Genomic DNA, 20,041 nt, shown 5'->3' on the forward strand with positions numbered 1-20,041 from the left:
GCCGCCGGGACGGCGGCCCCGACCACCGGTCCGGACTCACCCGGTGAGCTGGCGGCCCGCTGCGTACGGGAGTTGACGGCGGGTCTGCGGCTGTGGGAGAGCGCCGCGCCGGGCACGCCGGAGCCGGCCGCCGAAGGGGCGACCGGCTCGGGTTCCAGGCCCTGACGACCGGCTCTGAGCGCCCGCCGGGAGCAGCGGCTGAGGGTACTGGCTCAGAGCACCGGCTCCAGCGTGCCGGTGTGCAGCTCGCCGACCCGCCCGCCCTCGCCCTCGTACGTCCAGAACGCCCGCACGGTCAGCTTCGCCAGGTCCATCACGTGGCTGACCGTGATGCCGCTCTGCTCGGTCCAGCTGACGAAGTACACCTGCGGCGCGACCAGCGCCACGTGCAGCGCCACGTCCTCCCACTGGCCGGCCGACTCGCCCAGGCCCTCCCAGCGCAGCCGCGTGCCGTCGGCCGAGTAGGCGTTGCGGAAGGCGGCGCCGTTGTCGACCTGGAAGAGGTACGTCCGGCCGGCGAAGCCCGGCAGGGCAGCGGTCTCGGTCATGCTGGTGGTGTTCCTCGTCTCGGGAGTCGTGGACCGGGATGTCGAACGGGTGCGTCCCCCAAGCTATCCGACCGGCGCGGAGGAGGGACAATGGTCGAGCGACACGCCCGTACCGCCACGTGCCGGTCCTCCGGCCAGCGGGTGGCCCGCCGGTGCACGCGGCGCTGCGGGGAGTCGGGAGGCTGACATGCGTAAGGTCGCCGACTGCCGGGAGTACCCGAGCGAGATGAACTGCTCGCTCGCCATCTCCGGCAACGAGGAAGAGGTCGTGCGGGCCGCCGCCGAACACGCGGTCTCGGTCCACGGTCACCAGGACAGCCAGGAACTGCGGGACCAGATCCGGGCCGGCCTGAAGGACGAACTGGTGCTCCAGCACACCTGATCCGCTGATCCGCGGCCCCGGCCGCTCACCCCTGCCCCGGACCGTACGGAGAATTCCGTATGGCCCGGGGCGGGTGCGTTCTGCTGCAGTGGAGGGGTAGCCCCGAGGAGGTGGGAGCCATGGCCGACGCCGTGGACGAGGAACGGACGATGGAGTTCCTGGGCCGGGTGGTGACCGATGCCGGAGCCGCGGTGGCGGGGCTGTGCACCTCGCTCGGCGACCGGCTGGGCCTGTACACCGCGATGGCCGGCTCCGGGCCGATGACCGCGGCGCAACTGGCCGAGCGGACCGGGCTGCAGGAACGCTACGTCCGCGAGTGGCTGGCGGCCCAGGTGGCCGGCGAGTACGTGACGTACCAGGCCGAGGGCGACAGCTACCTGCTGCCGGACGAGCACGCCGCCGTGCTGGCCGATCCCGAGGCGCCGACCTACGCGGCCGGTTTCTTCACCATGATGCAGGCGCTCTACGGCACCGAGGACACGCTGATGGAGGCGTTTCGCACCGGCCGGGGCGTCGGCTGGGAGGAGCACAGCAGCGCGCTCTTCGCCGGCACCGCGAAGTTCTTCCGCCCCGGCTACACCGGCGCGCTGGTCCCCGAATGGATCCCGGCCATGAACGGCACCGAGCGCAAGCTGCGCGACGGGGCCGAGGTCGCCGACGTGGGTTGCGGCTACGGCTACTCGACGATGCTGATGGCCAAGGCGTACCCCGCCTCGAAGTTCCACGGCTTCGACTTCCACGGCCCCTCGATCGAGGCTGCCCGCGGCATCGCCGCCGAGCAGGGCATGGCCGACCGGGTGACCTTCGAGGTGGCCACCGCCCAGGACTTCCCCGGCGCCGGCGAGGGCTACGACCTGATCACCTTCTTCGACTGCCTGCACGACATGGGCGACCCGGGCAGCGCGCTGCAGCACGCGCAGGAGGCGCTGGCCCCGGACGGCGCCTGCATGATCGTCGAGCCCAACGTCTCGGCCGACGTGCGGGAGAACGCCAACCCGATCGGCCGCGCGGTGGTCTCCGCCTCGGTCGCGGTCTGCCTGCCCTCCGCGCTCGCCCAGCAGGGCCCGCAGGCGATGGGCAACCACGCCGGTGAGGACGCCATGCGCCACCTCGCCGACGACGCCGGACTGCACCACTGGCGGCTGGCCGCCGAGAGCCCGGTCAACCGGGTGTACGCGGCCAGCCGGTAGCCGGCCCGTGGATCGTCCGTAGAACGTCCCTTCCGCAGACCGCCTCCCTTGGGCCGGGGCGGTGCCGCAGGGCCGGGTTTGTCGGGGCCCGGCTTGACCCGGCCTCCCCGACGGCGCACGCTCCAAGAGTGGCTCCGTCCGGGGAGGCCGGGTTGCGGCGTATCTGCGCCGTGATCGACCTGCTGCTCGACGCCGTCGACGAGGAGACGCTCCTCCCGGCGCTGTTCCCCACACTGCTGCGCGCCGTGCCGGGGGACAGCCTCACCTGGTCCACCCGCACCCCCGCCGGCCGCTTCCCGCTGCACTCGCCAGCCACCCTCTACACCCCCGACGCGGTGGCCGGCTTCTACCGCCACGCGGCCCAGGACTCGTTATTCCGCCACACCGACACCGGCACCGGCATCCCGCTGCGCCGCTCCGACCTGCAGTCGCGCACCGAGTACCACCGGCTGGGCACCTACCGCGAGGCGCTGCGCGCGGTGGACGCCGAGTACCAGCTGGCGATGGCCTTCCCGGCCGGCTGGGCGCGCACCGGGCGGCGCACGGTCTGCGTGGCGATCAGCCGCGGCGGCAGCGACTTCACCGACGCCGACCTGGAGGCCGCGGTGCTGCTGCGGGCCCGGCTGACGCACGCGCTGGACCGGCTGGCCCCGCCGCAGCGGCTGCCGCACTCGGTGACCGCCCGGGAGGCCGCGGTGCTGGACCTGCTCGCCCGCGGGCTGACCGACCAGCAGATCGGCCGACGCCTGGAGGTCTCGGCCCGCACGGTGGACAAGCACCTGGAGCACGCCTACGCCAAGCTGCGGGTGCACAGCCGGGTGGAGGCCGCGGCGCTGTGGCGGGCGGCGGCGGCGGTCGACGCGCGGTAGCAGCGCGGTGGCGCGGTGGCAGGGGAGGTGGGGGTGGACCCGTGGGGCGCATGTGAGTTCTGTGACAGGGCGTTGTCAATGATCTTGGGGTCTGCCTACCCTGCAGATCGTTCGTCGTCCACCGGCGGGCCCTGTCGCCGGGACGCCGAGTCCTGCCCGCCCGTCGGCCGGAACCACAGCATCGCACCGGGCAGGAGCGGGGGACCCACGGTAGTGCCACGACCCCGCGCGCGCCGACCGCCCCTCGGGCCCGGCGCGCAGCACACGCGGAGTCCTGGCTAGGGGTGAAGCCGTCCTCACCGACGGCCGGGCCACCTTGCGGCCCGAACCCGACAGCTCACCTCGCAGGCGTCGCAAGAGGACTCCCCATGATCCCTTCCGCCAAGCCTGCCCGTCTCGGTCTGGTCGCCGGAGCGCTCGGTCTGCTCGCCGCCCCCGTCGTCGGCCAGGCCCACGCCTTCGCCTCGACCACGACCGCGCCCAGGGTCACCCAGGACCGGCTGACGCCCACCACCGCCACCGCCGGCGCCGCGACCACCGCCTCGCTGACCCTGCACGCCAGCTCCTGCTTCACCGCGAAGACGGTGGGCGTGGGCGTGCGCGACGCGGCCGGCGCCAACCTCGACTTCCCCGGCTCGCTGAGCAACGCGCGGATCTGCCCCGGCGGGCTCTCGCTGACCACCGGCGCCCGCACGCTGGCGGCCGGCAGCTACAGCACCTTCGGCTTCTACCAGGACCTGGCCGGCGCCTGGCACAACCTCCCCGCGCAGACCCTGACGGTCGGCACGGGCGGCAGCACGACCCCGGCCCCGAAGCCCACCCCCACGCCGACTCCCACCCCCACCCCGACGCCGACCCCGGCCCCCGCGCCCGGCGGTTCGCCCGTCGCCGGCAAGAACCTGACCTGGTCCGACGAGTTCAACGGCCCGCTCGACGGCTCGCGCTGGAACAGCTCCACCACCAGCTCGTTCAAGTACGGCACGCACAACCCGGACGACAACAAGCTGGACTGGCTCACCCCCTCCGACGTCGCCGTCGCCGGTGGCACGGCCACCTTCACCGCCCAGCCCAGCAGTCACACCCTGGAGAACGGCAAGCAGGCCTGGACCACCGGCCTGCTGACCACCGAGGGCACCAGCCAGGGCTTCAAGGTCAAGACCGGCGACTACGCCGAGACCCGGGTGCAGCTGCCCGGCGCGGCCGGTGCCTGGCCGGCGCTGTGGACCTGGCAGAACGGTGGCAACGAGATCGACTCCTTCGAGTACCACCCGGACAACCCGAACCTGCTGGAGCTGACCAACCACGTCAACGCCGCGCAGAAGTACTACACCGACGCCAACGCGATCAAGCCCGGCCAGTGGGTCACCATCGGCACGTACTACGGCGCGAACTCGGTCGACTACTACGTCAACGGGGCCAAGGTCTTCTCGGACAACACCGGGGTCGGCGCCAACTGGTCGGCCTACCTGATCCTCAACCTGTCCATCGGCGCCGGCGCCTACCACCCGGCGCCCAGCGGCACCGCGCCGATCAGCTTCGCCGCGGACTACGTGCGGGTCTACCGCTGACCCTTTCCGGGACGAGCCTCCTTCGGACCAGATGAGCGCGGGCGCCGCGGCGCCCGCGCTCACCGCGTTCCGGTGACCTCGATCGTGAACGAGCCCGTGTTGTTCGCCGGGTTCGGGTCGCCGGCGCCGGTCACCAGCACCTCGCCGCGCAGCCTCCCGCGCGCCGAGGCGGCCAGTTGCACCGGCACCAGCGCGGTCGCGCTGCGCAGCGCCGGCAGACCGGCGCCGAAGGAGCAGCGCACCTCGCTGCCGGCCGCCAGCACCGCGCAGCCGGCCGGGAAGTACGGTCCCACCGCCCTGGCTCCCGGCGGCAGCAGCACGGTCACCACGAAGGCCCCCGCCGGCCCCGGCCCGCCGTTGGCCACGAAGGCGAGCACGGTGGTGCGGCCGATCCCCGGCGCCGGGTCGGGATCGAGCGGCACCACCTGGAGGTCGGCGCCGGTGGCGCCCCAGGCGGCGGGGGCGGGCACCGCGGCGAGCAGGGCGGCGGTCAGCAGCGGAACGATCGGCAGTCGCATGCGATCACTCTAAGCCTCGCCGAACTCACCCGCGGTGACCGACCTCCGTCCCGTCAGGGCGCCAGCACCGCGCCGAGGCGCTCGGCGATCTCGCGCATCACCGGGACCAGGGCGGAGTCACCGGTCTGCTCCTCCAGCGCGCGGATCCGGGCCTCGGGGCCGCTCACCGACAGGGCGGTGGGGGTGGGTGCGCCGGGGACGGCAACCGCGATGCAGCGCACGCCGATCTCCTGCTCCTGGTCGTCGACGACGTAGCCCGCCGCGCGGGCGGCGGCCAGTTGGGCGAGCAGCTCGTCCGGGTCGGTCAGGGTGAACTCGGTGTGCGCCGGCAGCTGGTGGGGGCCGAGTACGGCGCGGGCCTCGTCCTCGGGCAACTGCGCGAGCAGCGCCTTGCCGACGCCCGTGCAGTGCGGCTGCACCCGGCGGCCGACCTCGGTGAACATCCGCATCGAGCGGCGCGACTGCACCTGTCCGACGTAGACCACCTCGCCGCCCTCCAGGACGGCCAGGTTGGCGGTCTCGCCGGTGGCCTCCATCAGCTCCGCCAGGTAGGGGCGGGCCCAGCTGCCGAGCAGTCGCCCGGCGGTCTCGCCCAGCCGGATCAGGCGCGGACCCAGGGTGTAGCGGCGCGCGGTGTCCTGGCGGACATATCCCTGCTGTGCGAGGGTACGAACCAGCCGGTGGATGGTGGGCATCGGAAGGCCCGAGGTGGTGGACAGCTCGCTGAGGGTGGCGATCCCGCCGGAGTCGGCGAGTGCCTCCAGGAGCTGGAAGGCGCGCTCGACCGACTGCACGCCGCCACTGCTGCGGTCGGAGCCTGTCGGTGCTGCGGCAGGAGTGCTGGCCACCGGCGTTCCCTTTGCTGTCGGGGGAGGAGTAGAGTCCCAGCGATCTACTCAACAAACCGTTGAAATTCTGTATCGCGGAAACTAGTCTCCACCTTACAGAATCGAACTCGCCGGTAGGTGGGTTCAGATCGGGGAAGTTCCCACCGGAGCTCCCCTCAACAGGCTCAACCGTCCAAGGAGTGTCCTGCCCATGGCTACAGATCAGGGACCCGCCGGCGCCGCCCCCGCCGCTCCGGTCGTCACTGTCGCCGGACCGCGCGTCCCCCGTGCGGAGGAGGTGCTCACCCCCGAGGCGGTCGCCTTCGTCGTCGGCCTCCACCGCGCCTTCGAAGGCCGCCGGCAGGAACTCCTCGCCCGCCGCCGGGTGCGCCGCGCCGAGATCGCCCAGGCCGGCACCCTCGACTTCCTGCCCGAGACCGCCGCGGTGCGGGCCGGCGACTGGACGGTGGCCCCCGCGCCGCGGGCCCTGCAGGACCGCCGGGTGGAGATCACCGGTCCCACCGACCGCAAGATGGTCGTCAACGCGCTCAACTCCGGCGCCAAGGTCTGGCTGGCCGACTTCGAGGACGCCACCTCGCCCACCTGGCACTCGGTGGTCAGTGGCCAGGTCAACCTGATCGACGCCTTCGAGGGCCGGATCGACTTCACCTCCGAGCAGGGCAAGGAGTACCACCTGCGCCCCGCCGCGGAGCTCGCCACCGTGGTGGTCCGCCCGCGCGGCTGGCACCTGGACGAGAGCCACCTGCTGGTGGACGGCGTGCCGGTGGCCGGCGCGTTCTTCGACTTCGGCCTCTACTTCTTCCACAACGCGGTGCGGCTGCTCGCCAAGGGTCCCGAGGACCCCAACTCCGGGCCGTACTTCTACCTCCCCAAGACCGAGAGCCACCTCGAGGCCCGGCTGTGGAACGACGTCTTCACCCACGCCCAGCGCCAGTTGGGCATCGAGCACGGCACCATCCGGGCCACCGTGCTGATCGAGACGATCACCGCCGCCTTCGAGATGGAGGAGATCCTCCACGAGCTGCGCGAGCACGCCGCCGGGCTCAACGCCGGCCGCTGGGACTACCTCTTCTCGATCGTCAAGAACTTCCGCGACGCCGGTGAGCGCTACATCCTGCCGGACCGCAACAGTGTGGGCATGACCTCGCCGTTCATGGCCGCCTACGCCCGCCTGCTGGTGCAGACCTGTCACCGGCGCGGCGCGCACGCCATCGGCGGCATGGCGGCCTTCATCCCCTCCCGCAAGGACCCCGAGGTCAACGCCGCCGCGCTGGAGAAGGTGCGGGCGGACAAGGACCGGGAGGCCGCCGGCGGCTTCGACGGCTCCTGGGTGGCGCACCCCGACCTCGTCCCGGTGGCCCGCGCCAGCTTCGACGCGGTGCTGGGCGATCGCCCCAACCAGAAGGAGAACCCGGGCTCCGCCGAGGTGGTGACGGCCGCCCAGCTGCTGGACATCGCCGGCGCCGGCGGCTCCTGCACCGAGGCCGGCCTGCGGAACGCGGTCGCGGTGGGCCTGCGCTACAGCGAGGCCTGGCTGCGCGGACTCGGCGCGGTGGGCATCTTCAACATGATGGAGGACGCGGCCACCGCCGAGATCTCCCGCTCGCAGATCTGGCAGTGGATCCACAACGGCGTGGTGCTCGCGGACACCGGCGAGAAGGCCACCGCCGAGCTGGCCCGCCGCCTGGTCGCCGAGGAACTGACCACGATCCGTGCGGAGTCGGGGGACGAGGCGTACGCGGCCGGCCGGTGGGCCGAGGCGCGCGAACTCTTCGAGCAGGTCTCGCTCGCGGAGGACTTCGTCGACTTCCTGACGCTGCCAGGCTACGCACGGCTCGGCTGAGCCCGTACTGCCGTTTCGTACGGTCCACCGCGGCGAACTGTCCCCGGTGGACCGTACGCGTTCGCGCCGCTCGCGCTAACGACCGGCCGCGCTGTCGACCGGCCGCCGAGCGCCGGCCGACGGCTGCGGGGCCGCCGGGTCGCGGGGCGGGGTGCGCAGGACCAGGACGGTGACCAGCAGGGCCAGCACGGTGATGGCGGTGGCACCGGTGAAGGCGGCGTCCAGGCCGCGGACCAGGTGGTGCACCGGGTCGCCGGAGCCGTGCCGGCCGGCGGTGCCGTAGACGGTGACCAGCACGGCCAGGCCCACCGTGCCGCCGGTCCACTGCAGGGTCTGCAGCAGCCCGGCCGCGGCGCCCGACTCGGCGGCGCCGACACCGGTCAGCACCAGCGCGCTCATCGGCATGAAGCTGAACCCGGCGCCCAGTCCCAGCACCAGCATCGGCCCGAGCAGCGAGGTCAGGAAGCCGCCGTCGGCCCGCAGTTGGGTGAGCCACAGGCCGGCCACGGTGAGCAGCACGGCGCCGGCCACCAGCACCGGGCGCGGTCCGAAGCGGGCCAGCGCCCGCGGGGCCAGACGCACCGCGGTGAACATCGACAGGGTCAGCGGCAGGAAGGCGAAGCCGGCGCGCAGCGGGGAGTAGCCGAGCGCGTTCTGCACGAAGAGGGTGAGGAAGAAGAAGGCCGGCAGCATCCCGGCGGGTATCAGCAGCAGGTTGAGGTAGGCGCCGGCCCGGTTGCGGTCGGCCAGCAGCCGCAGCGGGACCACGGGTTGGGCCGCGCGGCGCTCGATCAGCAGGAAGCCGGCCAGCAGGAGCAGCGCCGCGCCGAAGCCGGCCAGCGCCTGGCCGTCGCCCCAGCTGTGCCCGGCCACCCGGATGAAGCCGTAGACCAGCGCGGTGGTGCCGAGCGTTCCGGTGAGCGCGCCGGCGGCGTCGAAGTGGCCGCTGTGCCGCGGCGGTTGGGTGATCAGGCGAGGGGCCGCCAGGGCCACCGCGGTGCCGACCGGCACGTTGATCAGCAGCGCCCAGCGCCAGGAGACGAACGAGGTGAGCAGCCCGCCGAGCACCAGGCCCACCGAGGCGCCGATCCCGGCGGTGGCGGAGTAGATGCTCAACGCCCGGTTGCGCTGCGGCCCTTCGGCGAAGTTGGTGGCGATCAGCGCCAGCACGTTGGGGGTGGCCAGCGCCGCGCCGACGCCCTGCAGGGCGCGGGCGGCCAGCAGCCAGCCGTTGTCGGGCGCCAGGCCGCCGAGCAGCGAGGCGAGGGTGAAGAGCAGCACACCGGCGGTGAAGGTCCGGCGCCGGCCCAGCCGGTCGCCGATCCGGCTGCCGAGCAGCAGTAAGCCGCCGAAGGCCAGCGTGTAGCTGTTGAGCACCCAGGAGAGCCCGGTGGGGCTGAAGTGCAGCTCGTGCTGGATCTTGGGCAGGGCGACGTTGATGACCGTGGAGTCGACGCCGATCATCAGGTAGGCCCCGACCAGCACGGCCAGGGTCGCCCCTGAGCCCCGTTCGGTGGGCGTGGCGGTGTTGGATACGGGAGACAGGATCGTCATGGGGTGGGCTCCGGGGGAGACGAATAAGCGGAGAGACTCTCCAGTTGACGGTCAGTAAGATACGGAGAGTCTCTCCGCTTCGCAAGGAGGTATGGGGCATGCCCGAGCGGCCGATGCGGGCCGATGCGCGCCGCAACTACGAACGGTTGCTGAGTGCGGGGGCGGCGGCCTTCGCCGAGCGCGGCGAGGACGCCTCGATGGACGAGGTCGCCAAGCGGGCCGGCGTCGGCGCCGGCACGCTCTACCGGCACTTCCCGACCCGCGAGGCTCTGGTGGAAGCGGTCTATCGGGCCGGACTGGAGGCTGCCTGCGCGCAGGCTCGGGTGCTGCTGGAGGCCGGCCCGCCCGGCGGCGCGCTGGCCGCCTGGCTGCCGGTGCTGGCGGCGCACTGGCGCGAGGGCGGTGAGCTCAAGACGCTGATGTCCGCGCTCTTCGGGCGCGACGGCGCGGCCCTGGCCTCCTGTCGCGACCTGGTCTTCGCGACGGCGGGCGAGGTGCTGGAGGACGCCCGGCGGGCCGGTACCGTGCGGGCGGACCTCCAGGTGACCGAGTTGCTGCGGCTGACGCACGCCGTGGTGCTGGCCGCGGACGGTGGCGGCCAGGGCGCCGTGCCGCTGGAGCGGATGGTGACCCTGGTGCTGGAGGGCCTGCGCGGGCAGGGCTGACGGCTCCCGTGGTGGCGAGTAGAGCCTCCCTCGCCCTGGTGCTCCGTATGCGAATGGTGTGTTCCGTGCCGATCGGCGCCGGTCGCGGGGTCCGATCCTGGTGGGATCGCCAATGGCCGGACCTTCAACGAGTTGTTGAAGATGGGGCAGCGGAACCCTTGACGCCCCGTCGGGCTGACGCCTACCTTTATTTCGCATCCTAAAAGCAGTATTCCGTATCGTGGAATACGAGCCGACCGCAGGAGTAACCCGATGCCTCGAATGACAGCCGCCCGCGCGGCAGTTGAGATCCTCAAGCGCGAAGGCGTTGAGGTCGCGTTCGGCGTGCCGGGCGCCGCGATCAACCCGTTCTACGCCGCGCTGAAGGCCGCCGGCGGGATCAACCACACCCTGGCCCGCCACGTCGAGGGCGCCTCCCACATGGCCGAGGGCTACACCCGGGCCAAGGCGGGCAACATCGGCGTCTGCATCGGCACCTCGGGCCCGGCCGGCACCGACATGATCACCGGGCTCTACTCGGCCAGTGCCGACTCGATCCCGATCCTGTGCATCACCGGCCAGGCGCCCGTGGCCCGGCTGCACAAGGAGGACTTCCAGGCCGTCGACATCGCCTCGATCGCCAAGCCGGTCACCAAGTCGGCGACCACCGTGCTGGAGGCCGCGCAGGTCCCGGGCGTCTTCCAGCAGGCGTTCCACCTGATGCGCTCGGGCCGCCCGGGCCCGGTGCTGATCGACCTGCCGGCCGACGTGCAGATGACCGAGATCGAGTTCGACCCGGAGACCTACACCCCGCTGCCCGTCTACAAGCCGACCGCCAGCCGCGCGCAGGCCGAGAAGGCGCTGCGGATGCTCAACGAGTCCGAGCGCCCGCTGATCGTGGCCGGCGGCGGCATCATCAACGCCGACGCCGCCGAGCTGCTGGTGGAGTTCGCCGAGCTGACCGGCATCCCGGTGATCCCGACCCTGATGGGCTGGGGCGCCATCGCCGACGACCACGCGCTCAACGCCGGCATGGTCGGCCTGCAGACCTCGCACCGCTACGGCAACGAGAACTTCCTCGCCTCGGACTTCGTGCTCGGCATCGGCAACCGCTGGGCCAACCGGCACACCGGCGGCCTGGAGGTCTACACCCAGGGCCGCACCTTCGTGCACGTGGACATCGAGCCCACCCAGATCGGCCGGATCTTCGCGCCGGACTACGGCATCGCCTCCGACGCGAAGGCCGCGCTGGAGCTCTTCCTCGAGGTCGCCCGCGAGCTGAGGGCCGCCGGCACGCTGCGCGACCGCACCGCCTGGGCCGACTCCACGCAGGCGCGCAAGGCCGCCCTGCAGCGCAAGACGCACTTCGACGACGTGCCGCTCAAGCCGCAGCGGGTGTACGAGGAGATGAACAGGGCGTTCGGGCCCGAGACCCGCTACGTCACCACGATCGGCCTCTCGCAGATCGCGGGCGCGCAGATGCTGCACGTCTACAAGCCGCGGCACTGGATCAACTGCGGCCAGGCCGGCCCGCTGGGCTGGACCATCCCGGCCGCGCTGGGCGTCGCCACCGCCGACCCCACGACCCCGGTGGTCGCGCTCTCCGGCGACTACGACTTCCAGTTCATGATCGAGGAGCTGGCGGTCGGCGCCCAGCACAACATCCCGTACGTGCACGTGCTGGTGAACAACGCGTACCTGGGCCTGATCCGCCAGGCGCAGCGCAACTTCGACATCGACTTCCAGGTCAAGCTGGAGTTCGAGAACATCAACTCGCCCGAGCTCGGCGTCTACGGCGTCGACCACGTCAAGGTCGCCGAGGGCCTGGGCTGCAAGGCGATCCGGGTCACCCGGCCCGAGGACCTGCTGCCCGCGCTGGAGGAGGCCAAGAAGCTGGCCGCCGAACTGCGGGTGCCGGTCGTCGTCGAGGCGATCCTGGAGCGCGTCACCAACATCTCGATGAGCGGCAGCGACATCGACAAGGTGAACGAGTTCGAGGAGCTGGCGACCGCGCCGGGCGACGCCCCCACCGCGATCCTGCCGCTGGCCGTCTGAGCCGTCTGAGCCGTCTGAGCCGTCTGAGTCGGACGAGCCGTCTGAGCTGTCTGAGTCGGACGAGCCGATCGGACGAGCCGTCCGACTCGTCCGGGCGGTCCCCGACAGCCGGGCCTGTGCCAGTTGGGCGGGCGAACACGGGGTGCCGCGGGTCAGCGCGTAGCGGCCGGTGATCCGGTAGGTGCCGGGGGCCGGCGCGTAGAGCACCGTCCACTCGCCGGCCTCGGCCAGGCAGCCCGCGGTGCCCCCCCGGGAGCCCGCCACCCCCAGCCACGGCGACCACGGCACCAGCAGCCGCACCGGTCCCGCGGTCGGCACCTGCACGGTCAGCGCGGCCGCGCCGGCCTCCTGCACCACGGCCGGCGGTTCGGCCAGCGGGGTGGCGTCGGTGACCTGGTAGAGCCGCCAGCTGCCGTGCTCCCAGATCGGCCGCAGCCAGGGCTGACCGGCCGTCACCAGCGCCGCCTCCTCCTTCGCCGCGTCGTCCGGGCGTTCGGTGGTGGACAGCGCCACGTAGCCCACGCCCCAACGGCGCAGCCAGCCGTGATAGTCCTCGGGCGCCAGTCTGTCGGCGTAGAAGATCGGGTTGCGGGTGACGTCGGCCTGCCGGTTCCAGCCGCGGGCCAGCTCGACGTGCGGCGCCACCCCGCTGGCCTCCCAGTGCGAGGCGAGCGGAACCACCTCCACCCGGCCCCGGTCGGCGCCGAGCCGGTGCAGCTCGTCGATCAGGGCCTGGCCGTCGCGGGCCGGCGCGGAGACCGGGACGGTGGCCAGCAGGTCGCCCAGGGTGCGCCCGGTCAGCCAGGAACTCACCGTCAGGAAGGCCACCACCATCAGGACCGGGCGCCGGCGCAGCGGGTAACAGGCCAGCAGCGCGGTCCCGGCGAAGAGCAGGCTCAGGCGCTCCACGTTGCTGCCGACCGGCGAGGGGATCAGCCAGACCAGCACCACCCCGAACGCGTAGACCACCGCGCCGCGGCGCACCGCCAGCCAGTGCCCGGGGGTGAGCCAGAGCACCGTGAGCGCGGCCGCCACCACCGGGGCGGCGGTGTGCCCGTCGAAGGGCTGCACGCCGCTGAACGGGAAGAGCAGGCTGGTGGTGGCCACCACCAGCACCGGGGCGGCGGCCAGCGGGTAGCTGTCGCGGCGACGGTCGGTCAGGAAGAGCGCGGCGGCGGCCACCTCCAGGAAGAGGCCGACCACCGGGCTGCCCATCGTGGCCAGCGCCGCCAGCGCGAAGAGCGCGGTGCGCCGCAGCCGGGTGAAGGGCGGGGTGAAGGCCACCACGGTGGCGGCCAGACCCAGCGCCAGGCCGACCGCGAAGGTCACCCGGCCGGAGGCGACGTCACACCACAGGGCGACGGCGGTCCACAGCGCGGCCGGCATCGGGTGGGACACCCCGGAGCGCCTGAGCAGCGTGGCGGCGAGCGCGGCCGAGGCGGTGCCGGCCAGCACACCGGTGGTGCGTACGCCCAGCCAGCCCATCAGGTACGGCGACAGGACGCTGTACGAGGCCGTGTGGATCCCGCCGTACCAGGAGAGGTTGTAGGCCGAGTCCGGGTGGCTGCGGGCGAAGTCCATCCAGGCGTACTGCGCGGCCAGGTCGCCGGCGTCGTTGGCCAGCCACAGCGCCCAGATCCCGTTCAGGAGCGCGGCCAACAGGGTGGCGGCGACCACCGGATGGCGCAGGAGGGCTGGCAGGCGGGCAGCGGACGTCGCTGACCCCACGGTGGTCATATCGTCTCTTTCGGGCTTCGGAAAAACAGTGCGGGCAAGCAGTAACCTACGGGGCCGCCGCTTGCGGCACGCCACAGCCCCGGACCCTCGCCGTGGGTCCGGGGCTGTGGTCCGCCCGCCCTGAGGGGGCGGACGGAGTCCGGGTCACGCACCGTCCCAGGGCGGCCCGGAGTATGAGGAGGTGTGGGAGGGCGGCCGGTCCGCCCCCCACACCGTCAGGCGACGGCGGGTCAGACCCGCGAGGCCAGTTCCCTGGCGGCCCGCGCGCAGGCCAGGGCGATCCGGTCCTCGTTGACGGTGGTCAGGTTGCCCTGCTCCACCACGGCGTTGCCGTTGACGAAGAGCACCGCCAGCGGCGGCAGCGCGCCCATGGTCAGCGCGGCCACCGGGTCGGCGATCGAGGAGTGCATGATCCCGTCGACCTTCCAGAGCGCGAGGTCGGCGAGCTTGCCCACCTCGATCGAGCCGATCTCGTGCTGCCGGCCCAGCACCCGGGCGCCGCCCATGGTGCCCAGCCGCAGCGCGCCGCGCGCGGTCAGCGCGTCGGGACGGCCGTGCAACCGGTTGATCAGCAGCGCGTTGCGCAGCTCGGTGCCCAGCTCGCCGGACTCGTTGGAGGCGGTGCCGTCCACGCCCAGGCCCACCGGCACGCCGGCCGCCAGCATGTCGGGCACCCGTGCGATGCCGGCCGCCAGGCGGGCGTTGGAGGAGGGGCAGTGCGCCACGCCGGTGCCGGTCTCGGCGAACTTGGCGATGTCGGAGTCGTTCATGTGGACGCAGTGCGCCATCCAGACGTCCTCGCCCAGCCAGCCCACCGACTCGAAGTAGTCGGTGGGGCCCATGCCGAACAGCTCCTTGCAGAACTGCTCCTCCTCGGCCGTCTCCGAGCCGTGGGTGTGCAGCCGCACGCCCTTGCGGCGGGCCAGCTCGGCGGCCTCCCGCATCAGGTCGGTGGTCACCGAGAACGGCGAGCAGGGCGCGATCGCCACGTGCTGCATCGAGCCGAACGAGGCGTCGTGCCAGCGGTCCACGGCCGCCTCGGAGGCGATCAGGATGTCCTCGGTCCGCTCCACGGCGAAGTCCGGCGGCAGGCCGCCGTCGCTCTGCCCGCGCGACATCGAGCCGCGCAGCGCGGTGAAGCGCAGGCCCAGCTCCTGGACGGCCTCGATCGAGGCGCCCAGGATGTCGCCGCCGCCCTGCGGGAAGACGTAGTGGTGGTCGCTGGCGGTGGTGCAGCCGGACTTCAGCAGGGCGGCGGCCGAGCCCTGGGAGGCCGCGTGCACCAGCTTGTCGTCGATCCGGGCCCAGGTCGGGTAGAGCGCCACCAGCCAGTCGAAGAGGATGTTGTCCTGGGCCAGGCCGCGGGTGATCCACTGGTAGAAGTGGTGGTGGGTGTTGACCAGGCCCGGGGTGATCAGGTGGCCCTCGCCGTTGATCCGGCGCACGACGTTGTCCAGCCACTGCGGAGCCGGCCCCTCGCCGACCGACTCGATGACATTGCCCTTGATCACGACGTGGCCGCGGGCGTGCTCGGTGTCCTGGGCGTCGACCGTGGCGATCGCGACGTTCTCGATCACGATCCGCTGGTCGGCGGGCGGGGGCTGGACTGCCATGGTGACTCCTAGGGAGTGGGGGAGGACTGCTGGGCGGCTCTGGAGCGCGCGCCCAGGTGATGGAAGAGCAGGTTGAGCAGGACGGCGCAGACGCAGCCGGCCGAGATGCCCGAGTGCAGCAGGGTGCGGACGGCCTCCGGGAAGGCGTCGTAGAAGGTGGGGGCGGCGATCGGGATGATGCCGACCCCGAGCGAGACCGAGACGAGCAGGATGTGCGAGCCCGACTCCAAGCCTGCCTCGCCCAGGGTGCGGATGCCGCTGGCCGCGACCGTCCCGAAGAGCACGATCCCGGCACCGCCCAGCACCGGTTGCGGCACCAGCGAGACCAGCGAGCCGAGCACCGGGAAGAGCCCGAGCAGCAGCAGGATCGCGCCGGCCGTCGCCACCACGAACCGGCTGCGGATCTTCGTGAGCGCCACCAGCCCGATGTTCTGGGCGAAGGCGCTGCACGCGAACCCGTTGAGCAGCGGGCTCAGCGCGGTGGCCAGCCCGTCCGCCCGCAGGCCGGCGGCGAGCGTCGGCTCGTCGGCCGGCCGCTCCACGATCCGTCCCAGCGCCAGCATGTCGGCGGTGGACTCGGTCATCGAGACCACCATCACGATCGCCATCGAGACGATCGCCGCACTGTCGAAGACCGGCGCGCCGAAGTGGAACGGTGCCGGGAGGGCGAAGACCTTCGCGTCCTTGACCGGGCCGAAGTCGGCCAGGCCCAGCGGGAAGGCCAGCGCGGTGCCCACCGCCAGACCCACCAGCAGCGAGAGCTGCTGCCAGAAGCCGCGCAGCAGCCGGTTGCCCAGCACCACGGCGGCCAGCGTCAGGGCGGCCAGCCCGATGGCGCGCATCGAGCCGTAGCCCGGTGCGCCCGGACTCTCCCCGCCGCGCGCCCAGTTGACCGCCACCGGCAGCAACGAGACGCCGATCAGGGTGATCACCGTGCCCTGCACGACCGGCGGGAAGAACCGGATCAGCCGGCAGAAGTACGGCGCCGCGAGCAGGCACAGGGTGCCCGCGACGATCACCGCGCCGAAGATGACCGGCAGCGCCTGGGCGGGCCCGTGTTCCTTGGCGATGGCGAGCATGGGGGCGACGCCGGCGAACGACACGCCGTTCACGAACGGCAGCCGGGCGCCGATCCGCCCCCAGGGCAGGGAACGGAGGAGTCCCAGGGTCTGCAGCAGGGTGGCCAGGCCCGCGGTGAACAGGCTGGCCGAGATCAGCAGGGCGAGGTCGCCGGGCGAGAGCCCGACGCCGGCGCCCACGATGAGCGGGGGCGCCACGACGCCCGCGTACATCGCCGCGACGTGCTGCAGACCGCTGCCGATGAGTCGGGCGGGCGGGAGCAGCTCGTCCACGGGGTGGACGGCCGACCGGTCGGACGCGGCGGCGGGCGGGTGTGCCGCGCCGGTGTCCGACCGGCCGGGCCGGTCAGGGGTGGAACCGCCGTCGGTGCTGCTGGTGGAGCGCAGTGCCATGTCGGGCTCCTCGTCTGCTCGAGGCTCCCGGCGCGCCCGCGGTGCCGGAGTCCCGAGGGCGGGACGGCGGTGCAAGGGTCCCTCGGGCAGCGTCTCCAGCGCCCCGGGGCGATCGCCGTGAGGCGAGCGTGATCTCCGGTGGGTGGGGGTGGAGAGACAACTGGTGGAGCGGGTGGTGCTGGTGGTGCTGGTGGTGCTTGCGGTTCTGGTGCTGCTGGTCGTGCTGGCGGAGCGGGTCGGCCGGCCGGCCGCGCGGGCCCGGCGCGCGGTGCTGGTGCGCTGGGTGTCCGAACGCGGGGCGCGGCCCATGGTCAGGCGACCGGGATGACCGGGACGACGCCCTCGCGGTGCACGGTGCCCTCGATCAGGCCGTACATCCGGTCGGCGGCGTAGTAGACCTCGTTCTCGTTCTTGAGGCCGAACGGCTCGAGGTCGACCAGGAAGTGGTGCTTGTTCGGGAGCTCCAGGCGGACCTCGTCCACCTCGGCGCGGTTGTTCAGCACCCGGGTGCCCATCGCGTGCAGGGTCTGCTGCAGCGAGTAGGAGTAGGTCTCCGCGAACGCCTCCAGCATGTGCCGGCGCACGTGCTGGTAGGAGCGGTTCCAGTTCGGCTGGGCCTCACCCTCCTGGCCGCGGAAGGAGTACTTCCAGCGGGCGGTCACCTGGGTGGCCAGGATGCGGTCGTACGCCTCCTGGAGGGTGGTGTACCGGTCCTTGATGTAGCCCCAGAACTCCGAGTTGGTGGAGTTCATGACGACCAGGTCCTTGAGACCGGAGATCACCTGCACGCTCTCGCCGTCGTAGCTGATCTCGCTGGTGCGGACCTCGCCGCCGTTGCGTACGAAGGAGTGGCCGACCTCCTCGGAGCCGATGAAGCGCGAGGAGCTGTCCGGGGTCCGGATCCGGTCCCAGGTGTACTCCTCGATCCGGATCCGGGCGCGGTGGATCGGCTCGTTGTTGTCCACGAAGTGCCGTGCCAGCGTGATGCCGAAGGCCTCCGCCGACTCGATGCCGTACTCCTTCGCGAAGGCGAAGACGGTGTTCTTGGTGGTGTCGGTGGGCAGGCAGTTGGCGTTCGAGCCGGTGAGGTGCACGTCGTCGAGGTCGCCGGAGAGGGCGACCGAGACGTTCAGGTCCTTGATCTCGTGACGGGTGCTGTCACGGTAGACCCGGACGATGCGGTTCTCCGCCTTGCCGTACTGGTTCTGACCGAGCACGTGGGCCATCGTCGGCTCCTAGCTGTCTAGCTTCCGCGGTAGACGGAATATCCGAAGGGGTTGAGCAGCAGCGGCACGTGGTAGTGGTGCTGCGCGGGCGCGACCGTGAAGACGATCGAGACCTCGGGGAAGAACGGCGCCTCGTTCGAGCCGGTCGAGGTGGTCGACCGGGCCGCGTAGTAGGCCGCGGTGTCGAACTGGAGCCGGACGACCGAGCCCGCCTCCACGGCCGGCAGGTCCTTGGCCCGGCCGTCGGAGTCCGTGGCGGAGGTGCCGAGCACCCTCCAACCACCCTCGGTGTTCAGTGCGAGCTCGACCGGGACACCCTCGGCCGGACGGCCGAGGCTGGTGTCGAGCACGTGCGTGGAGATGCCAGTCATGGCGGAAATGACCTTACTGGTGGCAGGGTTGACGATCCATCAGCGGATGGACGGATCAGGCGGTGTCGCCCAGGAGGCGGCCCAGACGGATGTCGTTGATCTTGCGCAGCTCGCCCCGGACGATCTCGGCCTCGGTGGCCGCGTCATGGGGGAAGCGCTCGCGCAGCGCGGCGAGCATGGTGGCCGCGGTGCGCCCGGTGGCGCAGATCAGGAAGACGTGGCCGAACTTCGCCTCGTAGGCGGCGTTCGCCTCGTGCAGTTCATCCAGGAGCGCGGTGTCCACTCCCTGGATGCCGGCCTGCTCGCGCTCGGAGGTGGCGTCGCCCGCCTTGGGCTTGCCGATCCGGGCGTGGCCGGCCATCGCGTCGTTCAGGTCGGCGACCGTGAGCCCGGCCATCGCCGCGCGGTTGGCGGCCAGCAGGGCCTGTCGGTCGGACCAGGGCCGGGCGGCCGCGACGGCGGCGGCCCAGGCGGGGCTGGAGCAGACCTCCGAGAGGATGTGCTCCAGTTCGGCGGCCGGAGCCGCCGCGAGCGCCGCGAGGGCGTTCGCTGCGTCAGATGACGCGTGGGGGTGGTTGGTCACGGGTGGACCTCCTGAAGAGTGGTGCCACCCGCACAAGCTAGATCCACCACCCCCGGCCGTCAACACTTTGTTGAAGCCTTGGTGGTTACGTTTCGAACCGCCGGCGTCGTCCACGCGGTTTCGTGTGTGATCCGCCAAGTGTGCCGGGCCGTGGGCTCGGCGAGACTGGCCTGGTCAGTCGGCCTTGGGGCCCTCGACCTGCCGGTTCAGGTAGTTGTACACCGTGAACCGGCTGACGCCCAGGGCGGACGCGACGGTCTCCACCCCGTGTCGCACGGTGAAGGCGCCGCGTTCCTCCAGAAGGGCGACGACCCGCTGCTTCTCCAGGCGGTCCAGCTCCGCGAGCGGGCGGCCGTCGAACTGGCGGGTCATCTCGGCCAGCAGGCGCTCCAGCGCGCTGCTCAGGTGGGGCAGGCGGACGGCGAGGGCCGGGTGGCCCTCCCACTCCAGGACCACGTCGTCCGGCTTCGCCTCGTCGACCGCGAGCGGGGTCGCGCCGACGGCGTCGAGCAGCGGCTTTATCGCCACCGCGAGCGGGTGTTCCAGGGCGTCGGTCACGGCGTACCCACTCCTTCGGGGGTCTCGGGGTCCTCGGCCTTCGAGGGGACCACGCTGACCTGCACCGAGATCCGGCTGGCGCCGGCGTCCAGGGTGTCGTGCAGCAGTCGGGTGACCGCGGCCAGCACCTGCTCGGCGTCGCCCTCGGCACTCGTGCCGAACGGGCCGACCGAGACGGCGAGGCCCGCCTCGTCGACCACCCGCCGGGCGGCCACCGCGTGGTCCGGGAAGTTGACCAGTTCGAACGGTTCTGTCGTGAACTCCACCATCAATCGCACGCGCTCACTGTAGCGAGCGGCCGGTGGGAGGGGGTGGGCGAGTGGGCCGCTCCGGCGGCCGCGGTCGAACCGCCGTGCCGGCGCCGGTCCTCATGCGGCCCGCTGTCGTACGAATGCTTCAACAAACTGTTGCAAGGCTCTTGACACCCCTGCGGGTGCTCGTGGCAAGCTTCCATCAAGCAGA

22 protein-coding genes and 1 riboswitch are annotated in these 20,041 nt (G+C 72.3%); of the genes, 11 read left to right on the forward strand and 11 right to left on the reverse strand.

The annotated features are described in order from the left end of the window. Positions 1-212: 212 nt before the first annotated feature. Positions 213-548: a MoaF-related domain-containing protein gene (locus ABD323_RS14410; protein ID WP_344441906.1), complete on the reverse strand. Its 336-nt coding sequence runs from the start codon at positions 546-548 to the stop codon at positions 213-215. Positions 549-735: 187 nt separating this feature from the next. On the opposite strand from ABD323_RS14410, the gene ABD323_RS14415 reads away from it, so the two are divergent. From ABD323_RS14415 to ABD323_RS14430, 4 genes are all read left to right on the forward strand, one after another. Beyond that, the gene (locus ABD323_RS14415; RefSeq protein WP_344441907.1) at positions 736-930 is read left to right on the forward strand and encodes a DUF1059 domain-containing protein; all 195 of its coding nucleotides are present in this window, start codon (positions 736-738) and stop codon (positions 928-930) included. Between the two features lie 119 nt (positions 931-1,049). Beyond that, a complete protein-coding gene (locus ABD323_RS14420; RefSeq protein WP_344441908.1) occupies positions 1,050-2,120 on the forward strand; it encodes a class I SAM-dependent methyltransferase in 1,071 nt (356 codons plus the stop codon). Positions 2,121-2,272: 152 nt separating this feature from the next. Further along, the gene (locus ABD323_RS14425) at positions 2,273-2,989 is read left to right on the forward strand and encodes a LuxR C-terminal-related transcriptional regulator (RefSeq protein WP_344441909.1); all 717 of its coding nucleotides are present in this window, start codon (positions 2,273-2,275) and stop codon (positions 2,987-2,989) included. Between the two features lie 250 nt (positions 2,990-3,239). Continuing rightward, positions 3,240-3,338, forward strand: a riboswitch (cyclic di-AMP (ydaO/yuaA leader). 19 nt (positions 3,339-3,357) lie between these two features. After that, positions 3,358-4,557 carry a glycoside hydrolase family 16 protein gene (locus ABD323_RS14430; RefSeq protein WP_344441910.1) on the forward strand — a complete coding sequence of 400 codons (1,200 nt, stop codon included), beginning with the start codon at positions 3,358-3,360 and terminating at the stop codon, positions 4,555-4,557. 59 nt (positions 4,558-4,616) lie between these two features. On the opposite strand, the gene ABD323_RS14435 is transcribed toward ABD323_RS14430, so the two are convergent. Together ABD323_RS14435 and ABD323_RS14440 are read right to left on the reverse strand one after the other, a co-directional pair. Next, entirely contained in the window at positions 4,617-5,075 is a 459-nt protein-coding gene (locus ABD323_RS14435; protein WP_344441911.1) for a hypothetical protein, read from the reverse strand. 53 nt (positions 5,076-5,128) lie between these two features. After that, a complete protein-coding gene (locus ABD323_RS14440; protein ID WP_344441912.1) occupies positions 5,129-5,923 on the reverse strand; it encodes an IclR family transcriptional regulator in 795 nt (264 codons plus the stop codon). A 190-nt stretch (positions 5,924-6,113) separates the two neighbouring features. On the opposite strand from ABD323_RS14440, the gene aceB reads away from it, so the two are divergent. Next, complete coding sequence (aceB, locus tag ABD323_RS14445; RefSeq protein WP_344441913.1) at positions 6,114-7,766, forward strand: malate synthase A; 1,653 nt, start codon at positions 6,114-6,116, stop codon at positions 7,764-7,766. 75 nt (positions 7,767-7,841) lie between these two features. Here aceB and ABD323_RS14450 read toward each other — a convergent pair whose 3' ends face one another. Then, positions 7,842-9,320 carry an MFS transporter gene (locus ABD323_RS14450; protein WP_344441914.1) on the reverse strand — a complete coding sequence of 493 codons (1,479 nt, stop codon included), beginning with the start codon at positions 9,318-9,320 and terminating at the stop codon, positions 7,842-7,844. A 98-nt stretch (positions 9,321-9,418) separates the two neighbouring features. Between ABD323_RS14450 and ABD323_RS14455 the strand changes: the two genes are divergently transcribed. From ABD323_RS14455 to ABD323_RS14475, 5 genes are all read left to right on the forward strand, one after another. Beyond that, entirely contained in the window at positions 9,419-9,985 is a 567-nt protein-coding gene (locus ABD323_RS14455) for a TetR/AcrR family transcriptional regulator (RefSeq protein WP_344441915.1), read from the forward strand. A gap of 252 nt (positions 9,986-10,237) precedes the next feature. Further along, a complete protein-coding gene (gene gcl / locus ABD323_RS14460) occupies positions 10,238-12,019 on the forward strand; it encodes a glyoxylate carboligase (protein WP_344441916.1) in 1,782 nt (593 codons plus the stop codon). Between the two features lie 241 nt (positions 12,020-12,260). Continuing rightward, positions 12,261-12,419, forward strand: coding sequence for a hypothetical protein (locus ABD323_RS14465; protein WP_344441917.1), 159 nt, complete (start codon positions 12,261-12,263; stop codon positions 12,417-12,419). Positions 12,420-13,022: 603 nt separating this feature from the next. Continuing rightward, entirely contained in the window at positions 13,023-13,157 is a 135-nt protein-coding gene (locus ABD323_RS14470) for a hypothetical protein (protein ID WP_344441918.1), read from the forward strand. Between the two features lie 78 nt (positions 13,158-13,235). After that, positions 13,236-13,568, forward strand: a complete 333-nt coding sequence (locus tag ABD323_RS14475) for a hypothetical protein (protein ID WP_344441919.1) — start codon at positions 13,236-13,238, stop codon at positions 13,566-13,568. A gap of 418 nt (positions 13,569-13,986) precedes the next feature. Here the strand turns inward: ABD323_RS14475 and ABD323_RS14480 are convergent, their stop codons facing one another. Next, positions 13,987-15,369, reverse strand: a complete 1,383-nt coding sequence (locus ABD323_RS14480) for an 8-oxoguanine deaminase (RefSeq protein WP_344441920.1) — start codon at positions 15,367-15,369, stop codon at positions 13,987-13,989. A gap of 8 nt (positions 15,370-15,377) precedes the next feature. Then, the gene (locus ABD323_RS14485) at positions 15,378-16,841 is read right to left on the reverse strand and encodes a nucleobase:cation symporter-2 family protein (protein ID WP_344441921.1); all 1,464 of its coding nucleotides are present in this window, start codon (positions 16,839-16,841) and stop codon (positions 15,378-15,380) included. 148 nt (positions 16,842-16,989) lie between these two features. Here ABD323_RS14485 and ABD323_RS14490 point away from each other — a divergent pair, with 148 nt between their 5' ends. Next, the gene (locus tag ABD323_RS14490; RefSeq protein ID WP_344441922.1) at positions 16,990-17,169 is read left to right on the forward strand and encodes a hypothetical protein; all 180 of its coding nucleotides are present in this window, start codon (positions 16,990-16,992) and stop codon (positions 17,167-17,169) included. On the opposite strand, the gene pucL is transcribed toward ABD323_RS14490, so the two are convergent. From pucL to ABD323_RS14515, 5 genes are all read right to left on the reverse strand, one after another. Further along, positions 17,153-18,067: a factor-independent urate hydroxylase gene (gene pucL / locus ABD323_RS14495; RefSeq protein ID WP_344441923.1), complete on the reverse strand. Its 915-nt coding sequence runs from the start codon at positions 18,065-18,067 to the stop codon at positions 17,153-17,155. The two genes, ABD323_RS14490 and pucL, sit on opposite strands and share 17 nt — an antisense overlap. Before the next feature lie 17 nt (positions 18,068-18,084). After that, positions 18,085-18,438 carry a hydroxyisourate hydrolase gene (uraH, locus tag ABD323_RS14500; RefSeq protein ID WP_344441924.1) on the reverse strand — a complete coding sequence of 118 codons (354 nt, stop codon included), beginning with the start codon at positions 18,436-18,438 and terminating at the stop codon, positions 18,085-18,087. Positions 18,439-18,493: 55 nt separating this feature from the next. Further along, positions 18,494-19,021: a 2-oxo-4-hydroxy-4-carboxy-5-ureidoimidazoline decarboxylase gene (gene uraD / locus ABD323_RS14505; protein WP_344441926.1), complete on the reverse strand. Its 528-nt coding sequence runs from the start codon at positions 19,019-19,021 to the stop codon at positions 18,494-18,496. Positions 19,022-19,195: 174 nt separating this feature from the next. Then, positions 19,196-19,579 (reverse strand): helix-turn-helix domain-containing protein, encoded by a 384-nt coding sequence (locus ABD323_RS14510; RefSeq protein ID WP_344441928.1) that lies wholly within the window; start codon positions 19,577-19,579, stop codon positions 19,196-19,198. Next, a complete protein-coding gene (locus tag ABD323_RS14515; protein ID WP_425555988.1) occupies positions 19,576-19,857 on the reverse strand; it encodes a thiamine-binding protein in 282 nt (93 codons plus the stop codon). Before ABD323_RS14515 ends, ABD323_RS14510 begins: the two co-directional genes overlap by 4 nt. Positions 19,858-20,041: the final 184 nt, after the last annotated feature.

The sequence above is a fragment of the Kitasatospora nipponensis genome (genome assembly GCF_039528135.1).
GTDB lineage: Bacteria > Actinomycetota > Actinomycetes > Streptomycetales > Streptomycetaceae > Kitasatospora > Kitasatospora nipponensis.

Excerpts from the sequence above, each read along its gene's own strand:
- ABD323_RS14410 (WP_344441906.1), bottom strand. The coding sequence starts at position 548 with ATGACCGAGACCGCTGCCCTGCCGGGCTTCGCCGGCCGGACGTACCTC.
- ABD323_RS14415 (WP_344441907.1), top strand. The coding sequence starts at position 736 with ATGCGTAAGGTCGCCGACTGCCGGGAGTACCCGAGCGAGATGAACTGC.
- ABD323_RS14420 (WP_344441908.1), top strand. The coding sequence starts at position 1,050 with ATGGCCGACGCCGTGGACGAGGAACGGACGATGGAGTTCCTGGGCCGG.
- ABD323_RS14430 (WP_344441910.1), top strand. The coding sequence starts at position 3,358 with ATGATCCCTTCCGCCAAGCCTGCCCGTCTCGGTCTGGTCGCCGGAGCG.
- ABD323_RS14435 (WP_344441911.1), bottom strand. The coding sequence starts at position 5,075 with ATGCGACTGCCGATCGTTCCGCTGCTGACCGCCGCCCTGCTCGCCGCG.
- aceB (WP_344441913.1), top strand. The coding sequence starts at position 6,114 with ATGGCTACAGATCAGGGACCCGCCGGCGCCGCCCCCGCCGCTCCGGTC.
- ABD323_RS14450 (WP_344441914.1), bottom strand. The coding sequence starts at position 9,320 with ATGACGATCCTGTCTCCCGTATCCAACACCGCCACGCCCACCGAACGG.
- ABD323_RS14455 (WP_344441915.1), top strand. The coding sequence starts at position 9,419 with ATGCCCGAGCGGCCGATGCGGGCCGATGCGCGCCGCAACTACGAACGG.
- gcl (WP_344441916.1), top strand. The coding sequence starts at position 10,238 with ATGCCTCGAATGACAGCCGCCCGCGCGGCAGTTGAGATCCTCAAGCGC.
- ABD323_RS14480 (WP_344441920.1), bottom strand. The coding sequence starts at position 15,369 with ATGGCAGTCCAGCCCCCGCCCGCCGACCAGCGGATCGTGATCGAGAAC.
- ABD323_RS14485 (WP_344441921.1), bottom strand. The coding sequence starts at position 16,841 with ATGGCACTGCGCTCCACCAGCAGCACCGACGGCGGTTCCACCCCTGAC.
- pucL (WP_344441923.1), bottom strand. The coding sequence starts at position 18,067 with ATGGCCCACGTGCTCGGTCAGAACCAGTACGGCAAGGCGGAGAACCGC.
- uraH (WP_344441924.1), bottom strand. The coding sequence starts at position 18,438 with ATGACTGGCATCTCCACGCACGTGCTCGACACCAGCCTCGGCCGTCCG.